Here is a 16,446-nt window from a genome sequence, read left to right on the forward strand (position 1 = left end):
CGCAGCGCCACGATGCGCGGATGCCGTGCGCCGTTCGTCGGCGAGGTGCAGAGCGATCCCCTCGGCCGCCCTCTCGGGTGGGTGTGTCCGCGGACCGGAGCGGGACCGGTCGGGCACGGATCCACGGTCGGGCGCGGGGTTCCGGTCACGGGCCTCCTCACGGCACCAGCCTCGAATCCGACAGCCGCGGCGAGGGCGGTTCCGCGCCGTCCAGCGTGGCCGAGTACAGCGCGGCGTGCTCCTCGCGGGACACCACCGATCTGCCGCCGCGCAGCGTGAGCCGGTTGCCGCGCGGAGTCGTCCAGCGCACCTCCGCGTGGTCACCGGTCGTGATCACCTCGGGGTCCGGCTCCCGGCCGCGCTCCGTGCCGGACGGCACCAGCGACAGCGAACCCGCCGCGAAGGCGTCGCCCACCGTCGCCCAGTCCAGCTCGGCCGGGGTCGGGCTCTCGAAGAGGACGATCTCGATCCGCGCTCCGTCCGCGTGCGGCACCAGCCTGACCACGGGCCGGCGACCGCCGAAGGCGCCCCCGGCCAGTCGAAGCTCCAACCGCGCCGTTCCCAGGTCGAGTTCGGCGCCGCCCTCCACCTCGATCACCTCCGGCACGGGCGGCGCGCCGATCATGTCCACCACCAGCCGCAGCGACCGGGCCCGGAACCGGTCGCCCGGCTCGATCATGTCCAGGTGGTGGTGGCGGTCGCCCGCCGGGCAGGCGAATCCCGCCAGCCAGGCCACATGCGGACCGCTCTGCACGGTCGACAGGACACCCGACGCGAAATCGAAGTCCTCCGCGCCGTCGTCCTTCACCAGATGGACGTGCAGGTGCCCGGGGGAGCCGTCCGGCCGCACCCAGTGACCGAACAGCGCCCGCCGCTGCAACCAGGTGTCCTGGTGATTGACGCTGCCCAGCGTGGTGACCGGGTCCAGCCAGGTCGTCCCGGTCTCCGGGTGCGGGGAGGCGGCGAAGAGTTCCCGATGCTCGTGCTCGCCCTCCAGGGCCGCCAGCCGCGCCGCCGCCCACGGGGGCATGCGGTAGTCGACACAGGCGTGCACCCCGACCGACATCTCCCCGCCGACCGGTGCGATCTCCGGCGTGCCCAGCGCCCCGCGCACCGCCTTCACCAGGAACGGTGGCACACCCAGGTCGTTGCTGTAGCAGCGGGCCATCGGGCCGGAGAGCTGACGGGTCGGCGGGTGCCAACGGGCCAGGAAGTGCAGCCAGAGCCGGTCGTGCAGCCGGTCGTTGAGCTCCAGCACCCGCTCGTCGCGCACGTGCTCGCGGATCAGGGTCAGGGTCTGGAGCACGACACCCCAGTAGGACGGGCTGTTGAACTCGGTGAAGCTCCCGGTGATGTCGATCGCCTCGCACAGCCGCGTCATGCGGTCCGTGCCGTAGGCGAACAGCGCCTCGTCGTCCAGGAGTCTTCCGGCGGCGAGCGCGACGAACGTGCCCATCACGGCGACATTGGTGTACGTCATGGGGACGTTCCGGCGGACGATCGACGCCGCCGCGTGCCGCACCGACTCGCGGAGTTCGTCCAGCACGGGCGCCGGCAGCCGGTCGCCGTGGCGGGCGTGGATCAGCAGCAGGTGGATGCCGAGGAAGTCCGCCCAGTTCCAGTCCGGCGGGTCCATCTCCGCCGCCGGTTCCTCGGCGTAGTAGCCCCAGATTCCGTAGGTCGGGTTCTCCTCGGAACGGTCCTGGAGCTCCGCGACCCGGAGGATCGCGGCGTGGGCACGCTCGGCGTCGCCCGGCGCGTCCCGCTCCAGCAGGAGCAGCGCGTACTGCAGGGAGTTGCGGGTGGGGTGCGCGAGACCGCCCTTGATGTGGGTGTGGATCGGGTTGTAGGGGGCTTCGACCTGCAACAGGTTCGCCTCGGGGTCCCAGCGGCGGTCGCCCCCGGAAAGGGCCGCTCGCAGCAGGGCGCGGTCGTACTCGGCGGCCGACCAGGCAGGGTGCACGGGATGTCCTCCAGCTCGCGATCGTCCGTCCGACGATCTCCGGAAACGCTTGGGAAACGTTTTCCAGAGGCTAAGCCGAGGTCCACCCTCCGGCAAGGGGCATGTGGTGAACCTTCGCCCAGGAGTCCGCCTCGCACCCATTGACGCGGCGATATCGCACGGTGCAAGGTGACCCCGGCTGGAAAACGCTTTCCGGCCAGTTCCGGTCTGTCCTGAATGGAGTCCCCGATGAGACCCTCCCTGCGCATCGCCATGACGGGCGTCACCGCGGGCGCGCTCGTCTGTGCGCTTGCCTCGTGTTCCGGTTCCGGCAGCGACACCGCCGCCGACGGCAAGGTGACCATCACCGTCTCCGGGCGCCCGCCGGCCACCGACGCGGCCTCGGTCAAGACGTTCAATGCGCGGGTGGCGGAGTTCGAGAAGGCCAATCCCGGGATCAAGGTCAGGACGAACGAGTACCAGTACGACCAGCAGAGCTTCCAGACCAAGGTCGGCGGCGGCAGCCTGGAGACGATCGTCCGGGTGCCGCTGACCGAGATGTCGGGGCTGATCAAGCGCAGGCAGATCGCCGATCTCACCGAGGACTTCAAGAAGCTCAAGCACAGCGAGGACTTCAACCAGGTCGCACTCGGCGCCGCGAAGGGCCTGGACGGCAAGACCTACGGCATCCCCACCGAGGAGTACGCCCTCGGACTGCTCTACAACCGGGACCTGTTCCAGAAGGCCGGGCTCGACCCCGACAAGCCGCCGACCACCTGGGCCGAGGTCCGTGCCGCGGCCGGGGCGATCTCGGAGAAGACCGACGCCACCGGCTACGCCCAGATGACCAAGGAGAACACCGGCGGCTGGATGCTCACCGCCATGGCCTACTCCTTCGGCGACTCCATGCAGGAGGAGTCCGACGGCAAGTGGGCCAACACCTTCGACCGCTCCGGCAGCGGCGCCGAGAAGGCCCTCGGCACGCTCAAGCAGATGCGCTGGACCGACGACTCGATGGGCAAGAACCAACTGCGCAACATCACCGACGTGGAAAAGGACTTCTCCGCCGGGAAGATCGGCATGACGATCGCCGGGCCGAGCGCGGTCAACCACTACGTCCAGCAGTACAAGGGCGACCCGAAGGCCGTCGGACTGGCCGCCATGCCCACCGACGGCGGCGCCAAGCGGACCCTCGCCGGCGGCACCATCGCGGTCATCAGCCCCCGCGCCACCCCGCAGCAGCGTGAGGCGGCCGTGAAGTTCATCGACTTCTACTACCTCGCCACCAAGTACGACCCCGCCCTCGCGGGGAAGGACGCCGCCGCCAAGAAGAAGGACGGCGCCGTGATCGGGGTGCCGACCGTCCCGTTCTACGGGCCCGCCATCGCCGGCCCGGTCAAGGAAACGGTCGACCGGCAGGCCAACGTGCCGGTCGAGCACTTCGCCCCGTACAGCAAGGCACTCGACGGGTACGAACTCGTCGTCGAGCCGCCGGTCGAGGCGCAGAACGTGTACAAGGCCCTCGACAGCGCCGTGCAGGCGGTGCTGACCCGCAAGGACGCGGACCCGGCCGAGCAGCTGAAGAAGGCCGCCGCACAGGTCAAGTCCCAGGTGGAACGGGCGCAGCACTGAGACGTGCCCGGCACGTCGGAACCGAGCACAGCACGAGGAGAGGCGAGGAGACGTCATGAGCAGGTCGCACGCGCCTGCGGCGCCCGCCGGGAACCGCACCCGCAAGGACCGGACGCACGAACACCGTCCCGACGACGAACCCGCGGCGTCCCCGGCGCCGCAGGGGCAGCCGCCGGGCACCGCCTCCCGGCGGCGCGGCAGTCCGGCGCAGCGCTTCGCCCGCTGGGTCAGGCAGGGAGGGATCACCACCATCCTGTTCGGCCTGCCCATGGTGCTGTGCTTCGCCTACTTCTCCTGGTGGCCGATCGCCCAGAGCGTCCGGCTCAGCTTCGAGCAGACCAATCTGGTCGGCCCGGCCACCTGGGTGGGCCTGGACAACTTCCGGCACGTGCTGGAGGACCCGCTGCTGTGGACGGCCGTCAAGAACACCGCGCTGTTCGCGGTGCTCGCCCTGGTGATCGGCTTCCCGCTGCCGCTCTTCCTCGCGGTGCTCATCGCCGAACTGCGGCGCGGCGGCACGCTGTTCCGCATCCTCGCCTACCTTCCGGTGGCGATCCCGCCGGTGGTCTCGGTCCTGCTCTGGAAGGTGTTCTACGACCCGGACGGCGGCCTGTTCAACCAACTGCTGGCCCATGTGGGCCTCGGCCCGTACCCCTGGCTCCAGTCCACCGACACCGCGATGCTCTCCATCGTCCTGGAAGCCACCTGGGCGGGCTTCGGCTCCACGGTGATCATCTACCTCGCCGCGCTCGGCTCCGTACCGAGCGAACTCTACGAGGCCGCCGAGATCGACGCCGCGGGCATCTGGCGCCGGGTCTGGCACATCACCCTGCCCTCACTGCGCGGTGTCGTCCTGATCATGCTGCTGCTCCAGATCATCGGCACCCTCCAGGTCTTCACCGAACCCTTCGTGATGACGGACGGCGGCCCGGAGGACTCCACCGTCACCGTCCTGATGCTGATCTACAACTATGCCTTCCAGAACGGCGACTTCGGAGCCGCGACCGCGCTCAGCGTGCTGCTGGCCCTCGTGCTCGGCGCGCTCTCGGCGATCTATCTGCGGGCGACGAGGAGCTGGAGCAACTGATGGCCGTACAGACACCCCTGCGCAACCGTCGCGGCAACCGACCCGAGGAGAGCGGACGCGGACTCATCTCCCGCGCCGACCGGCGGCGGACCTCCGTACGCGTCTCGCTCGGCTCCGTCCAGGGCCTCACGTTCCTGCTGCTGGTCGCCTTCGGCGCGGCACCCCTGTACTGGACCTTCAAGGGGGCCGTCTCACCGACCCAGGAACTGCTGCGCGACCCGCTGGCCCTCTGGCCCGACCAGGCGCAGTGGGGCAACCTCTCCCGCGCCTGGGACGAACTCCAGGTCGGCCAGTACCTCTGGAACACCGTGGTCCTGGTCACCGGTTCCGTCCTCGCGCACCTCCTCGTCGCCACCACCGGTGGCTACGTGCTGTCCGTGCTGCGCCCCAAGTGGGCCGCGCCCGTGCGCTGGTTGGTGCTCGCCACCCTCTTCATCCCCGGCTCCATCTCCCTCGTCGCGCTCTACCTCACCGTGCTCGACCTGCCGGGACTCGGCATCTCGCTCGCCAACAGCCCGTGGGGGGTCTGGCTGCCGCATGCCGCCAGCGCCTTCACCGTGCTCATCGTGATGAAGTTCTTCGACGGCATCCCGCGCGAACTCTTCGAGGCCGCCAAGGTCGACGGCGCGGGCCCGTTCGTCATCTTCCGCCGGATCGTGCTGCCCATGTCGCGGCCGATCCTCGCGGTGGTGACCCTGCTGACGGTCATGAACTCCTGGAAGGACTTCCTCTGGCCGATGATCGTCATCTCGGACACCGAGAAGCAGCCGATCTCCGCCGCCCTGCCGCGCCTCGCGGAAACGGCGGAACAGTCGCTGCTCATCGCCGGGATGCTGCTCGCCATCCTGCCCCCGGTCGTGCTGTTCCTGATCTTCCAGCGGCAGATCGTACGCGGCGGGGGAGGCTTCACCGGCCTCAAGGGATGAGTACCACCCGGGAAGGCGCGGACCCGGTCCGCGCGGGCCGTCGGCGGCAGCGGTGCACGCCGAGGGCACAGGACCGGTGTGCTCCGCCGGAGTACGGCCGACGGAGCACACCACCGCCCGGGACCACCCAGAAAGGCACCGCGCCGATCCGATCGAGAGGACGCCTCGATGGAACAGAACGGCACGATCCGGCCAGGTCCCCTGGCACCGGCCAGAGTAGTGGGCCGCTCCCGACGCCCCGCCGCATGGGGCGCCGCCGCGGCCCTGCTCGGCTGCCTCCTGGCGGCAGCACCCCTGCCCGGCACGGCCCCGGCCGCCCACGCGGCCGGCACCCTCACCGTCACCTCGCCCGACCTGCTGTTCATCCAGGGGCAGGCGAAGATCACCCTCACCTCCGACCAGGCGTCGGTGGCCTGGAAGGCGCTCGACGACCAGGGCCTGGCCGTCGCCTCGGGCACCGCACCGGTCTCCGGCGGCACCGCCACCGTCGACGTCACGAAACTCGGCAGCGGCTACTACACGCTCCAGGCCACCGCCGGAACCACCACCCGCACCGCGAACTTCGGCGTGCTGACCGCCCTGACCGGCAAGGAGCAGCAGGACAAGCGCTTCGGCACCGGCATCCACTACGGGTGGAACGACGGCGACGACCAGAAGCTGCTGCGCGCGGTCAAGACGATGGGCATGCACGGCATCCGCTCCGACATCAACTGGAGCGCCATCGAGAAGACCCCCGGCGAGTACACCTGGAGCAACTACTCCACCGACCAGCACATTCCGTACGCCAAGTCGCAGGGGCTGATCTCCCTGCCCATCTCCGGCTACCGGAACCCCAATTACGACAGCAACCGGACCCCGGCATCCGACGCGGCGCTGGAGGCATACGGCAAGTACACCGCCGCCGTGGTGGAGAAGTACCAGCAGTCCAGCAAAGAGATCGAGATCTACAACGAGTACAACTCGACCGGCTTCAACAACGGCACCTGCGGCATCACCGCAGACTGCTACCTCAAGCTGCTCAAGGCGAGTTTCGGCAAGGTGCACGCCAAGGTCCCGGACGCCACCGTGGTCGGCGGCGGCCTCGCCGGTCTCCAGACCGACTGGCTGAAGCGCCTGTACGCCATCGGCGGCCTCGACTACATGGACGCGCTGAGCGTCCACCACTACGGCTACCCGAACCCGCCGGAGACGGCACTGGCGACACTGCCGCAGGTACGCGCGGACCTGGACGCGGCCGGCGGCAAGGACTTCCCGCTCTGGATCACCGAGAACGGCTACCCCACCCACAACGACGGCGTCAGCCTCGCGACGCAGGCCGCCTACCTGCCGCGCGCCCAGATCTTCTCGTTCGCCTCCGGCGTCGACCGCTACTACTGGTACGACCTCACCAACGACGGCACCGACGTCAACAACAAGGAACACAACTTCGGCGGCTTCAAGCGGCCCACCGCGGACGTCAAGGCATGGCAGCCCAAGCCGTCCGTCGTCACCGAGGGTGTCCTGATCCGCCAGCTCGCCGGCCGCGCCTACGCGGGCCGTGACGACGCGGGCTCCGACGCCGTCCGCTCGTACCGCTTCGGCACCGGCAACGACACGGTCCGCACCCTCCACACGACGGCCTCGACCCCGGGAACCGCGGAGCTGACGGCTTCCGGCCCGGTCACCGTCACCGACCAGATGGGTCACACCAAGACGTACCTGCCGGTCGGCGGCAAGGTGCAGCTCGGCATCGACGACAAGGTGCTGTACGTCAAGGGCGCGGTGAGCGGGGTCAAGGCAGTGACCGGCCCCGTCTTCTCCCTCCAGCTGCCGCAGCGCACCAACACGGAGGAAACCGTCGACGCGGTGCTCCAGGTGGACGGCACCAAGGGCCGGACGCTGCCGCTGGGCTACGACTTCCGGATCGCCGGGGAGAAGTTCCGCGTGACCGCGGAGCCCGGCAAGGTGGTCCGCCGCACGGTGGAACTGCCCACTTCCGCCCTGACCGGCCCCCGCTCGGTCAGCGGCACGGTCGCACTCGGACCGGTCAACCTCGGCCGGGTCACCACCGACACCGAGGTGGTACCGCCGACCCAGGTCCTCTTCGACCCGGTGGTGAAGCAGGCGGCCCCGTTCGCCGCCGCGCTGAAGGTCACCGTCACCAACAACCGCGTCCGCGGCCCGCTCGACCTCACCAAGCTGGAGTGGCAGGTCAACGAGGGCACCGCCTTCCTGGACCGGGGCACCATCGACGGCCCGATCCGCGTCGGCGCCGGGGCCAGCACCTCGTACACCGTGGACGCGCGCAACATCAAGCCCTGGAAGCGCTACTGGACGGCCGCCTATGTCAACACCCCCGACGGCGCGAGGAACGCCGTGGGCGCCTGGAACGGCTGGGGCGCCGTGCAGCCGGCCGGCACCGCCACCGCCACCCCCATCGACATCGTCGCCGACGGTTCGGTGTCCTACAGCAGCGGCTACAAGGGCGCCGACGACCTGTCGGGCACCGTCCGGCCGCAGTACACCGACGCCGGACTCGTGATCGAGGGCGCGATCACCGACAACGTCCTGGCCCAGCCCGCCACCACCGCCGAGAACATGTGGCAGGGGGACAGCATCCAGTTCGCCGTCACCCCCCAGGCGCCCGGCCGCAGCCGGCAGTACGTCGAGGTCGGCGCCTCGCTCGTCGGCGGCGAACCGAAGGTGTACACCTGGCGCGCACCGGCCGGGCAGTCCGCCGGCCCGACCCCGGGGGCCACCGCCCGGATCACCCGTGACGGCACCACCACCCGCTACATGGTGACGGTGCCGTGGGCCTCGCTCGGCCTCGCCGGCAAGCCGACCGCGTCCATCGGACTCGGCTTCGTCGTCAACGACAGCGACAACGACGGCCGGGCCCGCGGCTGGACCGAGTGGGGCGGATCCATCGCCAACAACTCCAAGAGCGCGGGCGGTCTGCGCGCCGTCCAGCTGACAGACTGACCGACCGTGCGATCCCACCCATGAAACGGGCGGGGTCGGGTGCACCTGACAGCACCCGGCCCCGCCGCTCCACGTTCCGCGGCCGCCCGTCACCGGTGACGGCCGAAACGCCACCACCACCGCGAGGAGACCTGCTCCATGGCCCTGTTCGACCTGCCGCTGTCCGAACTGCGCGACTACCGGCCGACGATCGACGAACCGGACGACTTCGACGCCTTCTGGTCGAAGACCCTGGCCGAGACCCGCGCCCACGACCCGGCGGTCTCCTTCGAACCCGTCGCGACCGGACTGACCGGGCTGCGGACCTGGGACACCACGTTCGCCGGCTTCGGCGGCCACCCGATCAAGGGCTGGTTCGGCGCACCCGCGCACGCCGAGGGCCCGCTCCCGCTGGTCGTCCAGTTCCACGGCTACAACGGCGGACGCAGCCTCCCGCACTGCTGGGGCCTGTGGCCGCTCGCCGGGTTCGCCCACTTCATCATGGACGTGCGCGGACAGGGCAGTGGCGGCAACGTCGGCGACACCCCCGATCCGGTCGGCTCCGGCCCCTCCCACGCGGGCTTCATGACCCGCGGCATCGAGGACCCGGAGCAGTACTACTACCGCCGGGTCCACGCCGACGCGGTGCGCGCCGTGGAAGCGGCCCGGTCCCATCCGCTCGCCGACCCGGCCCGCACGGTCGTGCTCGGCGGCAGTCAGGGCGGTGGCATCGGCCTGGCGACGGCGGCGCTGGTCCCGGACGTGGCGGCCGTCGCCGTCGACGTGCCGTTCCTCTGCCACTTCGAACGGGCCGTCACCCTCACGGACGCCGACCCGTACGCGGAGATAGCCCGTTACCTGAGGATGCACCGCGGCAAGGAGGACACCGTGCTGCGCACCCTGTCGTACTTCGACGGCGTGTCGTTCGCCGCCCGGGGCACCGCCCCCGCACTGTTCTCGGTGGCCCTCCAGGACCAGGTCTGCCCGCCCTCCACGGTCTTCGCCGCGCACAACGCCTACGGCGGCGAGAAGGAGATCGAGGTCTACCCGTTCAACGGACACGAGGGCGGCGCCATGTTCCAGGAGGCCGCCCAGCTGCGCTGGGTGCCGCAGACGCTCCGGCGGGTCCGCTGAGCGCGGGTGTTCCCGCCGGGGCGTCCCGACGGGAACGTCCTACGCCGTCAGCGGGGCGGGGAGCTCGCCGACACGGTCGACCGCGGCCCTGACGAGGACGGCGGAGACGCCGACGACGGTCCCGGCGGGGCCGGCGTCGCCCGCCTCGGTGAGCACGGTGCGTTCACCGAGGAACTCGTACGTCGTCCGGTCGAAGACCCACTGCGTCTGCTGTCCGTGCGAGGTGCGCGCCACGGCGACGCCCTCGCGCCCCGCCGCGTCGACGGCCGTGCCGACCACCGTCACGCCCGGGATTCCTGACGCGGCCCGGTAGAGGGCGGCCTCGACCCGGGGCGGCGCCCAGGTCTCGGCCAACAGGTCGCCGATCGCGGTGAACGCCCGCTGGTCCGGATCCGGCCCCTGCCCGCGGGTCTGGTCCCGGACGAGCGCCAGCAGCGTATCGGGATCCGTGGGCAGCGAGGCGACGTGGAGATGGGTGGGCGCGGAGACCGACGGACCGGCCGTGGACGCGGGGGCGGGCCGGGGCGTCGCCCCCCGGCCGTCGAGGCGGTCGCCCCCCGCGGCGGCACCCAGTGGGGTGTCGGGCCCGCCCTCCTCGCGCAGCAGACCGGAGCGGCGTCCGTCGGCGGCGGACCACACCTGCCGGGTGTGCGCGGGAGGCATGGTCACCGGGCCCCCGGCGGCGCTCTGCGCGGCGTACGCGACCCTGCTCTCGATGTACACGAACTGATCGGCACGGACCGCCGAACGCTCCGCTCCGGCGGCGGCGAGAGCGACGTGGCCGAGGAGCCGTGCTGCCTCGGCCGTTCCCGTCGTGCGTCCCCCCGCGACCACGGCGGTGTCCCGCCCCGGCACTTCGGGGACGTCGCGCGCGAGGTCCACCGCCACGACGCCGACGGCCACCAGGGCACAGGCGAGGGCCGGCAGCGCGACCCGGACGAGTCGCCGGCGCGGGCCCGTGCGCCGGACCGTGGCACGGCCGGGCGCGGCGTCCCGGTCGGCCTCGCGCAACACTCTCTCCCTCAACAGCAGTTCCCGGTCCGGAGCCAGGCCCGGGACCGGGGGCGGGGCCGACAGGCCGACGGGTTCGGGGCGGGCGGCCCGCACGGAACGGCGGTCCGTGCGACGCCGGGGGACGATCGTCATCCGAGCTTCTCCTGGGTCAACGACCGGGCTGCGGCGAAGCGGCCCGGTACCGGCATGTCGGGGGTGGGACGCGGCCGTGCGGAACGGGCCTCGGCGTCGGTGAGTTCGCGCAGCCGGGCACGGGCGCGGGACAGGCGTGAACGGACGGTGCCGACCGGTACGCCGAGCGCCTCGGCCGCGGCCTCGTAGTCCAGCCCGGCCCACACGACGAGGGTGAAGACCTCCCGGTCGCGTGGGCGCAGCCGGGCCAGCGCGGCGTGCGCGGCGCGCAGTTGCTCGGTGTCGGCGAGGTGCGCGACGAGATCGTCGACGAAGTCGGGCACCTCGCCGCGCTCCGGGATCCGGGCGAGCGCGATGTCGCGGCGGCGTCGCGCGCGGGCGTCGCGGCGCATGACATTGGTCGCGATGCCCAGCAGCCAGGGGCGCAGACCGCCTCCGTCGGGACGCAGCCCCTCCCGGCCGCGCCACGCCTCCAGGAAGGTCGCCGACACGACGTCCTCGGCCTCGGCCCAGTCGCCCGTCACCCGCAGGGCATAGCGGTACAGCACCCGGGCGTGCTCGTCGTACAGCTCTGCCAGGGCTTCGCGGTCCCCGCGGCGGAAGCGATTCCTCATGAGTGTCTCCACACTCTGCTCTGCCACTTCCGTTGCGCCGGTTCCGGTGACCTGCACCACACGTGCCGAAGAATCAGCCGTTGCCCCTCATGTGACGTACCTCACCGGAACCCCGGCGGTCGCGGGCGCAGTGCAGACCATGAACACTTCACCCGTGCCCCGTCGCCGCGTCCTGCGGAACCTGACCCTCGCCGTCGCCCTGGTCGGCGGCGTCACACCTGCCTGGAACACCGCCGCACTCGCCGCGGAACCGGCGACCTTCGCCCTCACGATCGTGCACGTCGGCCGCGACGGCCGCCCGACGGACGACTACAACACCACCGTCACCGGAGTCTCCGGCCCGGGTGCCGACACGTCCGTCCGGCCGCACGACGCGTCCGGCACGACCACCGTGCGGCTGCCGCGCGGCCGGTACCTGCTGGACAGCTCCCTGACCTCCGGCGACGGCGCGGGCGGCACGGACTGGATCGTCCAGCCGCGCCTCGATCTCGACCACGACACCACCGTCACCGTCGACGCGCGGACCACCGCACCCGTCGACGTGACCCCGCCCGACCCGTCCGCGGGCTTCCTGCACGGCGCCATGGTCGTCCGCGTCACGCACGGCGGCGCCACCCGCGACGTCAACCTGATCACGGCCACGCCGAACCTGCGCGTCGCACACCTCGGCCCCGATGCCGAGGCCGGCACCGTGAAGCAGTGGTACGACGCGTACTGGTCCGGGAAGACCACAGGTTACGCGCTCGGGCACATCGGCACCGGATCCCGTGCCCTGACCGGACTCACCCGGCACCCCTCCGCGGCGGACCTGGCCACGGTACGGATCCGGGGGGCAGCCCGGCCCGGCACCGAGCAGAACGCGTCCGTCGACCTGCAACCGTCCGACGGGCCCACCGTCGGCGTGTCCCAGTTCCTGCCGACCCCCGGCACCCTCACCTATCTCGTCACGCCGGAGCGCGGCACCTGGGACATCGCGTACACCGTTCCCGGCACCCCGGGAGCCGCGTCCAGCCGCTACGCCGCCGACCGCATCCCCGTGCGCGCCGGGCGGACGACCACGCACACCTTCGACAACGCCGTCTTCGGCCCCGCCCTCGCCGGCCGGCCCGGCGTCCTGCGCGACGGCGACGGACTCACCGTCGACGTCCCGCTGCTCACCGACGGGGACGGCCACATCCCGTCGACACCGCCGTTCGACACCGCCTCCACCACGCTGCACCGCGACGGCGTGCTCGTCGGGAAGCGGACCGGAACCCCGGGGCGGGCCGCCTTCACCGTGCCGCCGGGCCGCGCCGCGTACCGGATCACCAGCACCGTGCACCGCAAGGGCGCGCCCGGCACCGCCACGCGCGTGACCGCGTCCTGGACCTTCACCTCGGACACCACGAGCGGCCCGGCCCCGGTGCCGGTGAGCGTGGTGCGGTTCTCGCCGGAGCTCGACCTCACCGGCACCGCGGCGGCCGACGCGCCGCTCCGCGTCCCCGTCACCGTCCTGGGCGCCGCGGGCGGGCGCATCCGCTCATCGGTCTTCTCGTACTCCACGGACGGCGGCACCTCGTGGACCCCGGTCCCGGTCGAGCGGGGCGCCCTCACGATCCACAACCCCCGCGCGGGCACCGGAGTCTCCCTGCGGGCGGAGCTGACCGACAACGGCGGGAACACCCTCACTCAGACCACCATCGACGCCTACCGCACCCGATGACCCCCTGACACGGTCCCGTCCGGCCCGTCCGCACGCCACCCCGACAGCGGCTCACCGGGGAGTTCCCTCCCCGCACGGCCCTGCCGGGGTGGTATGGATCACGGACACCCGGTGGACGACGCGTGTATGGTCCACCGGGGCACCTCGCGGCCCGGGACCGGCAACACGACCAGGGGCGGACAGTGCGGCAGAGGGCCTACGGGCAGGTGATGCGGGCCACCGCTTGCCTGCTGATGGTGTGGCAGGTCTGGATGGTGTGGTACATCGCCAGCCACGAGGCCGCGGGCGTGGAATGGACCTGCGACGGGACCGGCAGCTGCGCCAGCGACCAGTTCGCGTCCATGGCCCCGTTCATCGGCATCGGATCGGCCGTCGTCCTCGGACTGCTCTCCGCCCGCTTCCTGCACCGCGCCGCCCCCGGAGTGGTGATCGCGCTCAGCGCCCTCGGCACCGTCGCGGGCTGGTACGACGCGCTGGCGGAGGGCGAGGTCGGCCACGACTCCACCACCACCTTCTTCATCGTCCTGCCCATCGGCGAGTTCACCGTCTCCACCTGGCTGACCGTCCTCTGGTCCGTCGCCGCGGCCGGCTGCCTCGCCGCATGGTGGGGCGCCGCGGTGAGCCTGCGCCGCACCGCGGGACTGCGCCGCCTCTCCCGCCGCTGCGCCACTGCCGACGCGACCCTGGAGGGATGGCGTGCGGTGGGCACCAAGTACGGCGAGGTCACGGTGGTGTTCGACGACGCCGCCGGGGTGCGCCACCGGGTCCCGGCCCTGGTGGAACGCGTCGCGCTGCGGCGTGACGTCCGTGCCGTGTACGACCCCGACCGCCCCGACGACCCCGCCCGCACCAGGGTCGCCATCTGCCGCCGAAAGGGGCTGAGGATCGTATGAACCAGTCGCTGTCCCCCCTGCGCAGGTTCGTCACCGCCTTCGGCCTGCTGTCCGTCGCCGCCGCGGGACTCGCGTTCACCGCGCTCGTGCACGGCGCCGTCTTCGGCCCCCGCTGGCTGCTGCTGACCGGCCTGCCGGCGAGTGCCCTGGCCCTTGTGGTGTTCGGCAAGGTGAGCGAGTCCTCGCACACCGACGTCCTCGTCCGCGGCCTGCGCCCCGGCGGTCCGCGCGCCTTCGCGCCCGCCGTGGTCAACGGCGTGAGGGCGGTGAGCAAGGAGACCGGTCGGCCGATGCTCGACGGGCGCTCGCTGAATTCCGAGTTCGCCTTCGACCTGACCGTGGTGCCCGAGGGACTGCCCGCGTACCGGGTGCAGATCCGTCACCCCCTCGACGTGCAGGGTCTGCTGCACCGGTCCAGTGCGGTCGTCGAGTACGACCCCGAGCAGCCCTGGCGGGTCGTCATCCCCGACAACCCGCCGCGCGAGTGGCTGGCCCGTGCGCACGGCGTCACCGCGCCCGATGTGGTGAAGGGGGTGCCCGGCCGGGCACCGTTCGGCCTGCGGATCTTCGTGGCGAGCGTGGTGTTCGCCGCCGTCCTGCTGGTGCTCGTACGCGTGCTGGGCTGAGGCCGCCGCCGGGTCGCGGGCCCGTACGACGGCCCACGACCGGCGGGCCGGGCCCGACGCCCGTCAGCCGCCGCGCGGATACTGCTTGAGCACCTTGCCCTTGACATCGGCCCGCAGATAGGCGCCGCCGTACTCGTCGGAGACGTAGAAGCTGAACGTCGGCCGGTAGTCGTCGAACGGGGAGGCCGGATCGACGTCCACGTAGTGGGTGGTGGGCTCGGACACCCCCAGCTCCTTGTCCGCCCGGCGGATCAGCGCCGGCATGACGTCCCAGTCGTACTTCTCCAGGTCCACGGCCTTGTCGTTCGGCATGAGCGTGCCGCCCGCCCGGTCGCGGGTGACCTTGCCGTCCCGGTACGTGTAGACGTCGTACAGGCTCTTGTCGGCCTTGACCGGGGCCTCGATCCGGGCGAAATCCTCGTACAGCGTGAACGAGGTGATCCGGCTGGAGCCCGTCGTCCGCTTGAGCGCCGCGATGACGGTCCGCGCCCCGTCCGGCGTCAGCAGATTCCCCTTCACCGCCTCGTCCGTGTCCTGCGCGTCCGCGGCGTGCTGGGCCCCGGACGTCGCGGCGGACGACGGTCCGCCGGTGGGGCGGCCCGAGGCGGACGGCGCCGCCCCGGACGCCTTCGTGTCCGGGGCGGGCAGCAGCGCCCACACCAGGGCACCGGTGAGAGCGGTCCCCGCGAGAGTCACCGAGATCGCCGCGGTCCGGTTCCGGCGCACCCGGCGCCGGACCTCCTGGTCGCCCAGCGGCGCGGGCCGCGGGGGCTGCGGTGTCACGACCCGCGGGCGAACGGGCGCGGTGGGCAGCACGGTCGTCGGGCCGACCGGCGTACGGCCGGACGGCACCGAGTCCTGCGGGGCGGCCGGTCCGAAACCCGGCGGCACGGCGTCCTGGGGCGGTGCGGAGGCGCGGGGCGCGGACACGGCCCCGCCCGGCCCCGCGACGACCGCCGCCAACATCCGGTCCAGCTCCTGCGGACCGGGCCGGGCGGCCGTGTCCCGGGTCAGCAACGCGGTGAGGACCGGGGCCAGCGGGCCGGCCTCCACCGGGGGCGGAACCTCGTCGTCGAGCACGGCCGCCAGCGTGGCCAGCGTGGTGGCCCTGCGCAGCGGATGACGGCCCTCCACGGCCACGTACAGCATCATGCCGAGCGACCACAGGTCCGACGACGGATCACCCTCCTCGCCGCGGATGCGCTCCGGCGCCATGTAGTCCGGCGAACCGATGATCGAACCGGTCGCCGTCAGACTCGTGGACTCGCGGATCGCGGCGATGCCGAAGTCCGTGAGCACCGGACTGCCGTCGGGCCGCAGCAGGACGTTGGCCGGCTTGACGTCGCGGTGGTGGATTCCGGCGGCGTGGGCGGCACGCAGCGCGGACAGCACTCCACGGCCCAGCTCGGCGGCCTCCACCGGGGTCAGGGTGCCCTCGGCGAGACGCTCCGCGAGCGATACGCCGGGCACCAGCTCCATCACGATCCACGGGTACGCGTGCTCGCCGCCGTCGACGATGTGGTGCACCGTGACGACGCCGGGGTGGTCGAGCCGGGCCAGCGCCCGGGCCTCGCGCAGCACCCGCTCGCGCAGCAGCCGCGCCGACTCCGGGTCGTTCTCCGCGAGCGCGGGGTCCGGCGGCCGGACCTCCTTGAGCGCCACATCGCGGTGCAGCGCGATGTCGCGGGCCCGCCACACCATGCCCATACCGCCACTGCCGAGCCTGTTCACCAGCTCGAAACGGTCGTCGATCACACGGCGCACAGGCCCCCCAGCGTTCATGAAAAAGAGGGTACGGGGCAGG

12 protein-coding genes are annotated in these 16,446 nt (G+C 72.1%); 8 read left to right on the forward strand and 4 right to left on the reverse strand.

Annotated elements, in window-relative coordinates; translation table 11 throughout:
* Positions 1–157: 157 nt before the first annotated feature.
* Complete coding sequence (locus tag ACFC79_RS11210; RefSeq protein WP_376238111.1) at positions 158–1,963, reverse strand: hypothetical protein; 1,806 nt, start codon at positions 1,961–1,963, stop codon at positions 158–160.
* A 228-nt stretch (positions 1,964–2,191) separates the two neighbouring features.
* Here ACFC79_RS11210 and ACFC79_RS11215 point away from each other — a divergent pair, with 228 nt between their 5' ends.
* From ACFC79_RS11215 to ACFC79_RS11235, 5 genes are all read left to right on the forward strand, one after another.
* Positions 2,192–3,574 (forward strand): ABC transporter substrate-binding protein, encoded by a 1,383-nt coding sequence (locus ACFC79_RS11215; RefSeq protein ID WP_376238114.1) that lies wholly within the window; start codon positions 2,192–2,194, stop codon positions 3,572–3,574.
* A gap of 55 nt (positions 3,575–3,629) precedes the next feature.
* Entirely contained in the window at positions 3,630–4,661 is a 1,032-nt protein-coding gene (locus ACFC79_RS11220) for a carbohydrate ABC transporter permease (RefSeq protein WP_376238117.1), read from the forward strand.
* On the forward strand, positions 4,661–5,587 hold the full coding sequence (locus tag ACFC79_RS11225; RefSeq protein WP_376238120.1) for a carbohydrate ABC transporter permease: 927 nt from the start codon (positions 4,661–4,663) through the stop codon (positions 5,585–5,587). The genes ACFC79_RS11220 and ACFC79_RS11225 overlap by 1 nt, the downstream gene beginning before the upstream one ends.
* Positions 5,588–5,806: 219 nt before the next feature.
* On the forward strand, positions 5,807–8,548 hold the full coding sequence (locus ACFC79_RS11230; protein ID WP_376238122.1) for a hypothetical protein: 2,742 nt from the start codon (positions 5,807–5,809) through the stop codon (positions 8,546–8,548).
* Between the two features lie 138 nt (positions 8,549–8,686).
* A complete protein-coding gene (locus ACFC79_RS11235) occupies positions 8,687–9,661 on the forward strand; it encodes an acetylxylan esterase (RefSeq protein WP_376238124.1) in 975 nt (324 codons plus the stop codon).
* Between the two features lie 39 nt (positions 9,662–9,700).
* Here ACFC79_RS11235 and ACFC79_RS11240 read toward each other — a convergent pair whose 3' ends face one another.
* Together ACFC79_RS11240 and ACFC79_RS11245 are read right to left on the reverse strand one after the other, a co-directional pair.
* A complete protein-coding gene (locus ACFC79_RS11240) occupies positions 9,701–10,807 on the reverse strand; it encodes a CU044_5270 family protein (protein ID WP_376238127.1) in 1,107 nt (368 codons plus the stop codon).
* A complete protein-coding gene (locus ACFC79_RS11245; RefSeq protein ID WP_376238130.1) occupies positions 10,804–11,421 on the reverse strand; it encodes an RNA polymerase sigma factor in 618 nt (205 codons plus the stop codon). The genes ACFC79_RS11240 and ACFC79_RS11245 overlap by 4 nt, the downstream gene beginning before the upstream one ends.
* Positions 11,422–11,560: 139 nt before the next feature.
* Between ACFC79_RS11245 and ACFC79_RS11250 the strand changes: the two genes are divergently transcribed.
* From ACFC79_RS11250 to ACFC79_RS11260, 3 genes are all read left to right on the forward strand, one after another.
* Entirely contained in the window at positions 11,561–13,123 is a 1,563-nt protein-coding gene (locus ACFC79_RS11250) for a serine protease (RefSeq protein ID WP_376238133.1), read from the forward strand.
* Between the two features lie 182 nt (positions 13,124–13,305).
* Complete coding sequence (locus ACFC79_RS11255) at positions 13,306–14,016, forward strand: hypothetical protein (RefSeq protein WP_376238135.1); 711 nt, start codon at positions 13,306–13,308, stop codon at positions 14,014–14,016.
* The gene (locus ACFC79_RS11260; protein ID WP_376238138.1) at positions 14,013–14,642 is read left to right on the forward strand and encodes a hypothetical protein; all 630 of its coding nucleotides are present in this window, start codon (positions 14,013–14,015) and stop codon (positions 14,640–14,642) included. Before ACFC79_RS11255 ends, ACFC79_RS11260 begins: the two co-directional genes overlap by 4 nt.
* Positions 14,643–14,705: 63 nt before the next feature.
* Here the strand turns inward: ACFC79_RS11260 and ACFC79_RS11265 are convergent, their stop codons facing one another.
* Entirely contained in the window at positions 14,706–16,424 is a 1,719-nt protein-coding gene (locus ACFC79_RS11265; protein ID WP_376238140.1) for a protein kinase, read from the reverse strand.
* Positions 16,425–16,446 lie beyond the last annotated feature (22 nt).

The sequence above is a fragment of the Streptomyces sp. NPDC056061 genome (assembly GCF_042266885.1).
In the GTDB taxonomy this organism is placed as follows: domain Bacteria; phylum Actinomycetota; class Actinomycetes; order Streptomycetales; family Streptomycetaceae; genus Streptomyces.

What these genes read in the sequence shown, in the direction of transcription:
- ACFC79_RS11215 (WP_376238114.1), top strand. Translation starts at nt 2,192, where the DNA reads ATGAGACCCTCCCTGCGCATCGCCATGACGGGCGTCACCGCGGGCGCG.
- ACFC79_RS11220 (WP_376238117.1), top strand. Translation starts at nt 3,630, where the DNA reads ATGAGCAGGTCGCACGCGCCTGCGGCGCCCGCCGGGAACCGCACCCGC.
- ACFC79_RS11225 (WP_376238120.1), top strand. Translation starts at nt 4,661, where the DNA reads ATGGCCGTACAGACACCCCTGCGCAACCGTCGCGGCAACCGACCCGAG.
- ACFC79_RS11235 (WP_376238124.1), top strand. Translation starts at nt 8,687, where the DNA reads ATGGCCCTGTTCGACCTGCCGCTGTCCGAACTGCGCGACTACCGGCCG.
- ACFC79_RS11240 (WP_376238127.1), bottom strand. Translation starts at nt 10,807, where the DNA reads ATGACGATCGTCCCCCGGCGTCGCACGGACCGCCGTTCCGTGCGGGCC.
- ACFC79_RS11245 (WP_376238130.1), bottom strand. Translation starts at nt 11,421, where the DNA reads ATGAGGAATCGCTTCCGCCGCGGGGACCGCGAAGCCCTGGCAGAGCTG.
- ACFC79_RS11250 (WP_376238133.1), top strand. Translation starts at nt 11,561, where the DNA reads ATGAACACTTCACCCGTGCCCCGTCGCCGCGTCCTGCGGAACCTGACC.
- ACFC79_RS11260 (WP_376238138.1), top strand. Translation starts at nt 14,013, where the DNA reads ATGAACCAGTCGCTGTCCCCCCTGCGCAGGTTCGTCACCGCCTTCGGC.
- ACFC79_RS11265 (WP_376238140.1), bottom strand. Translation starts at nt 16,424, where the DNA reads ATGAACGCTGGGGGGCCTGTGCGCCGTGTGATCGACGACCGTTTCGAG.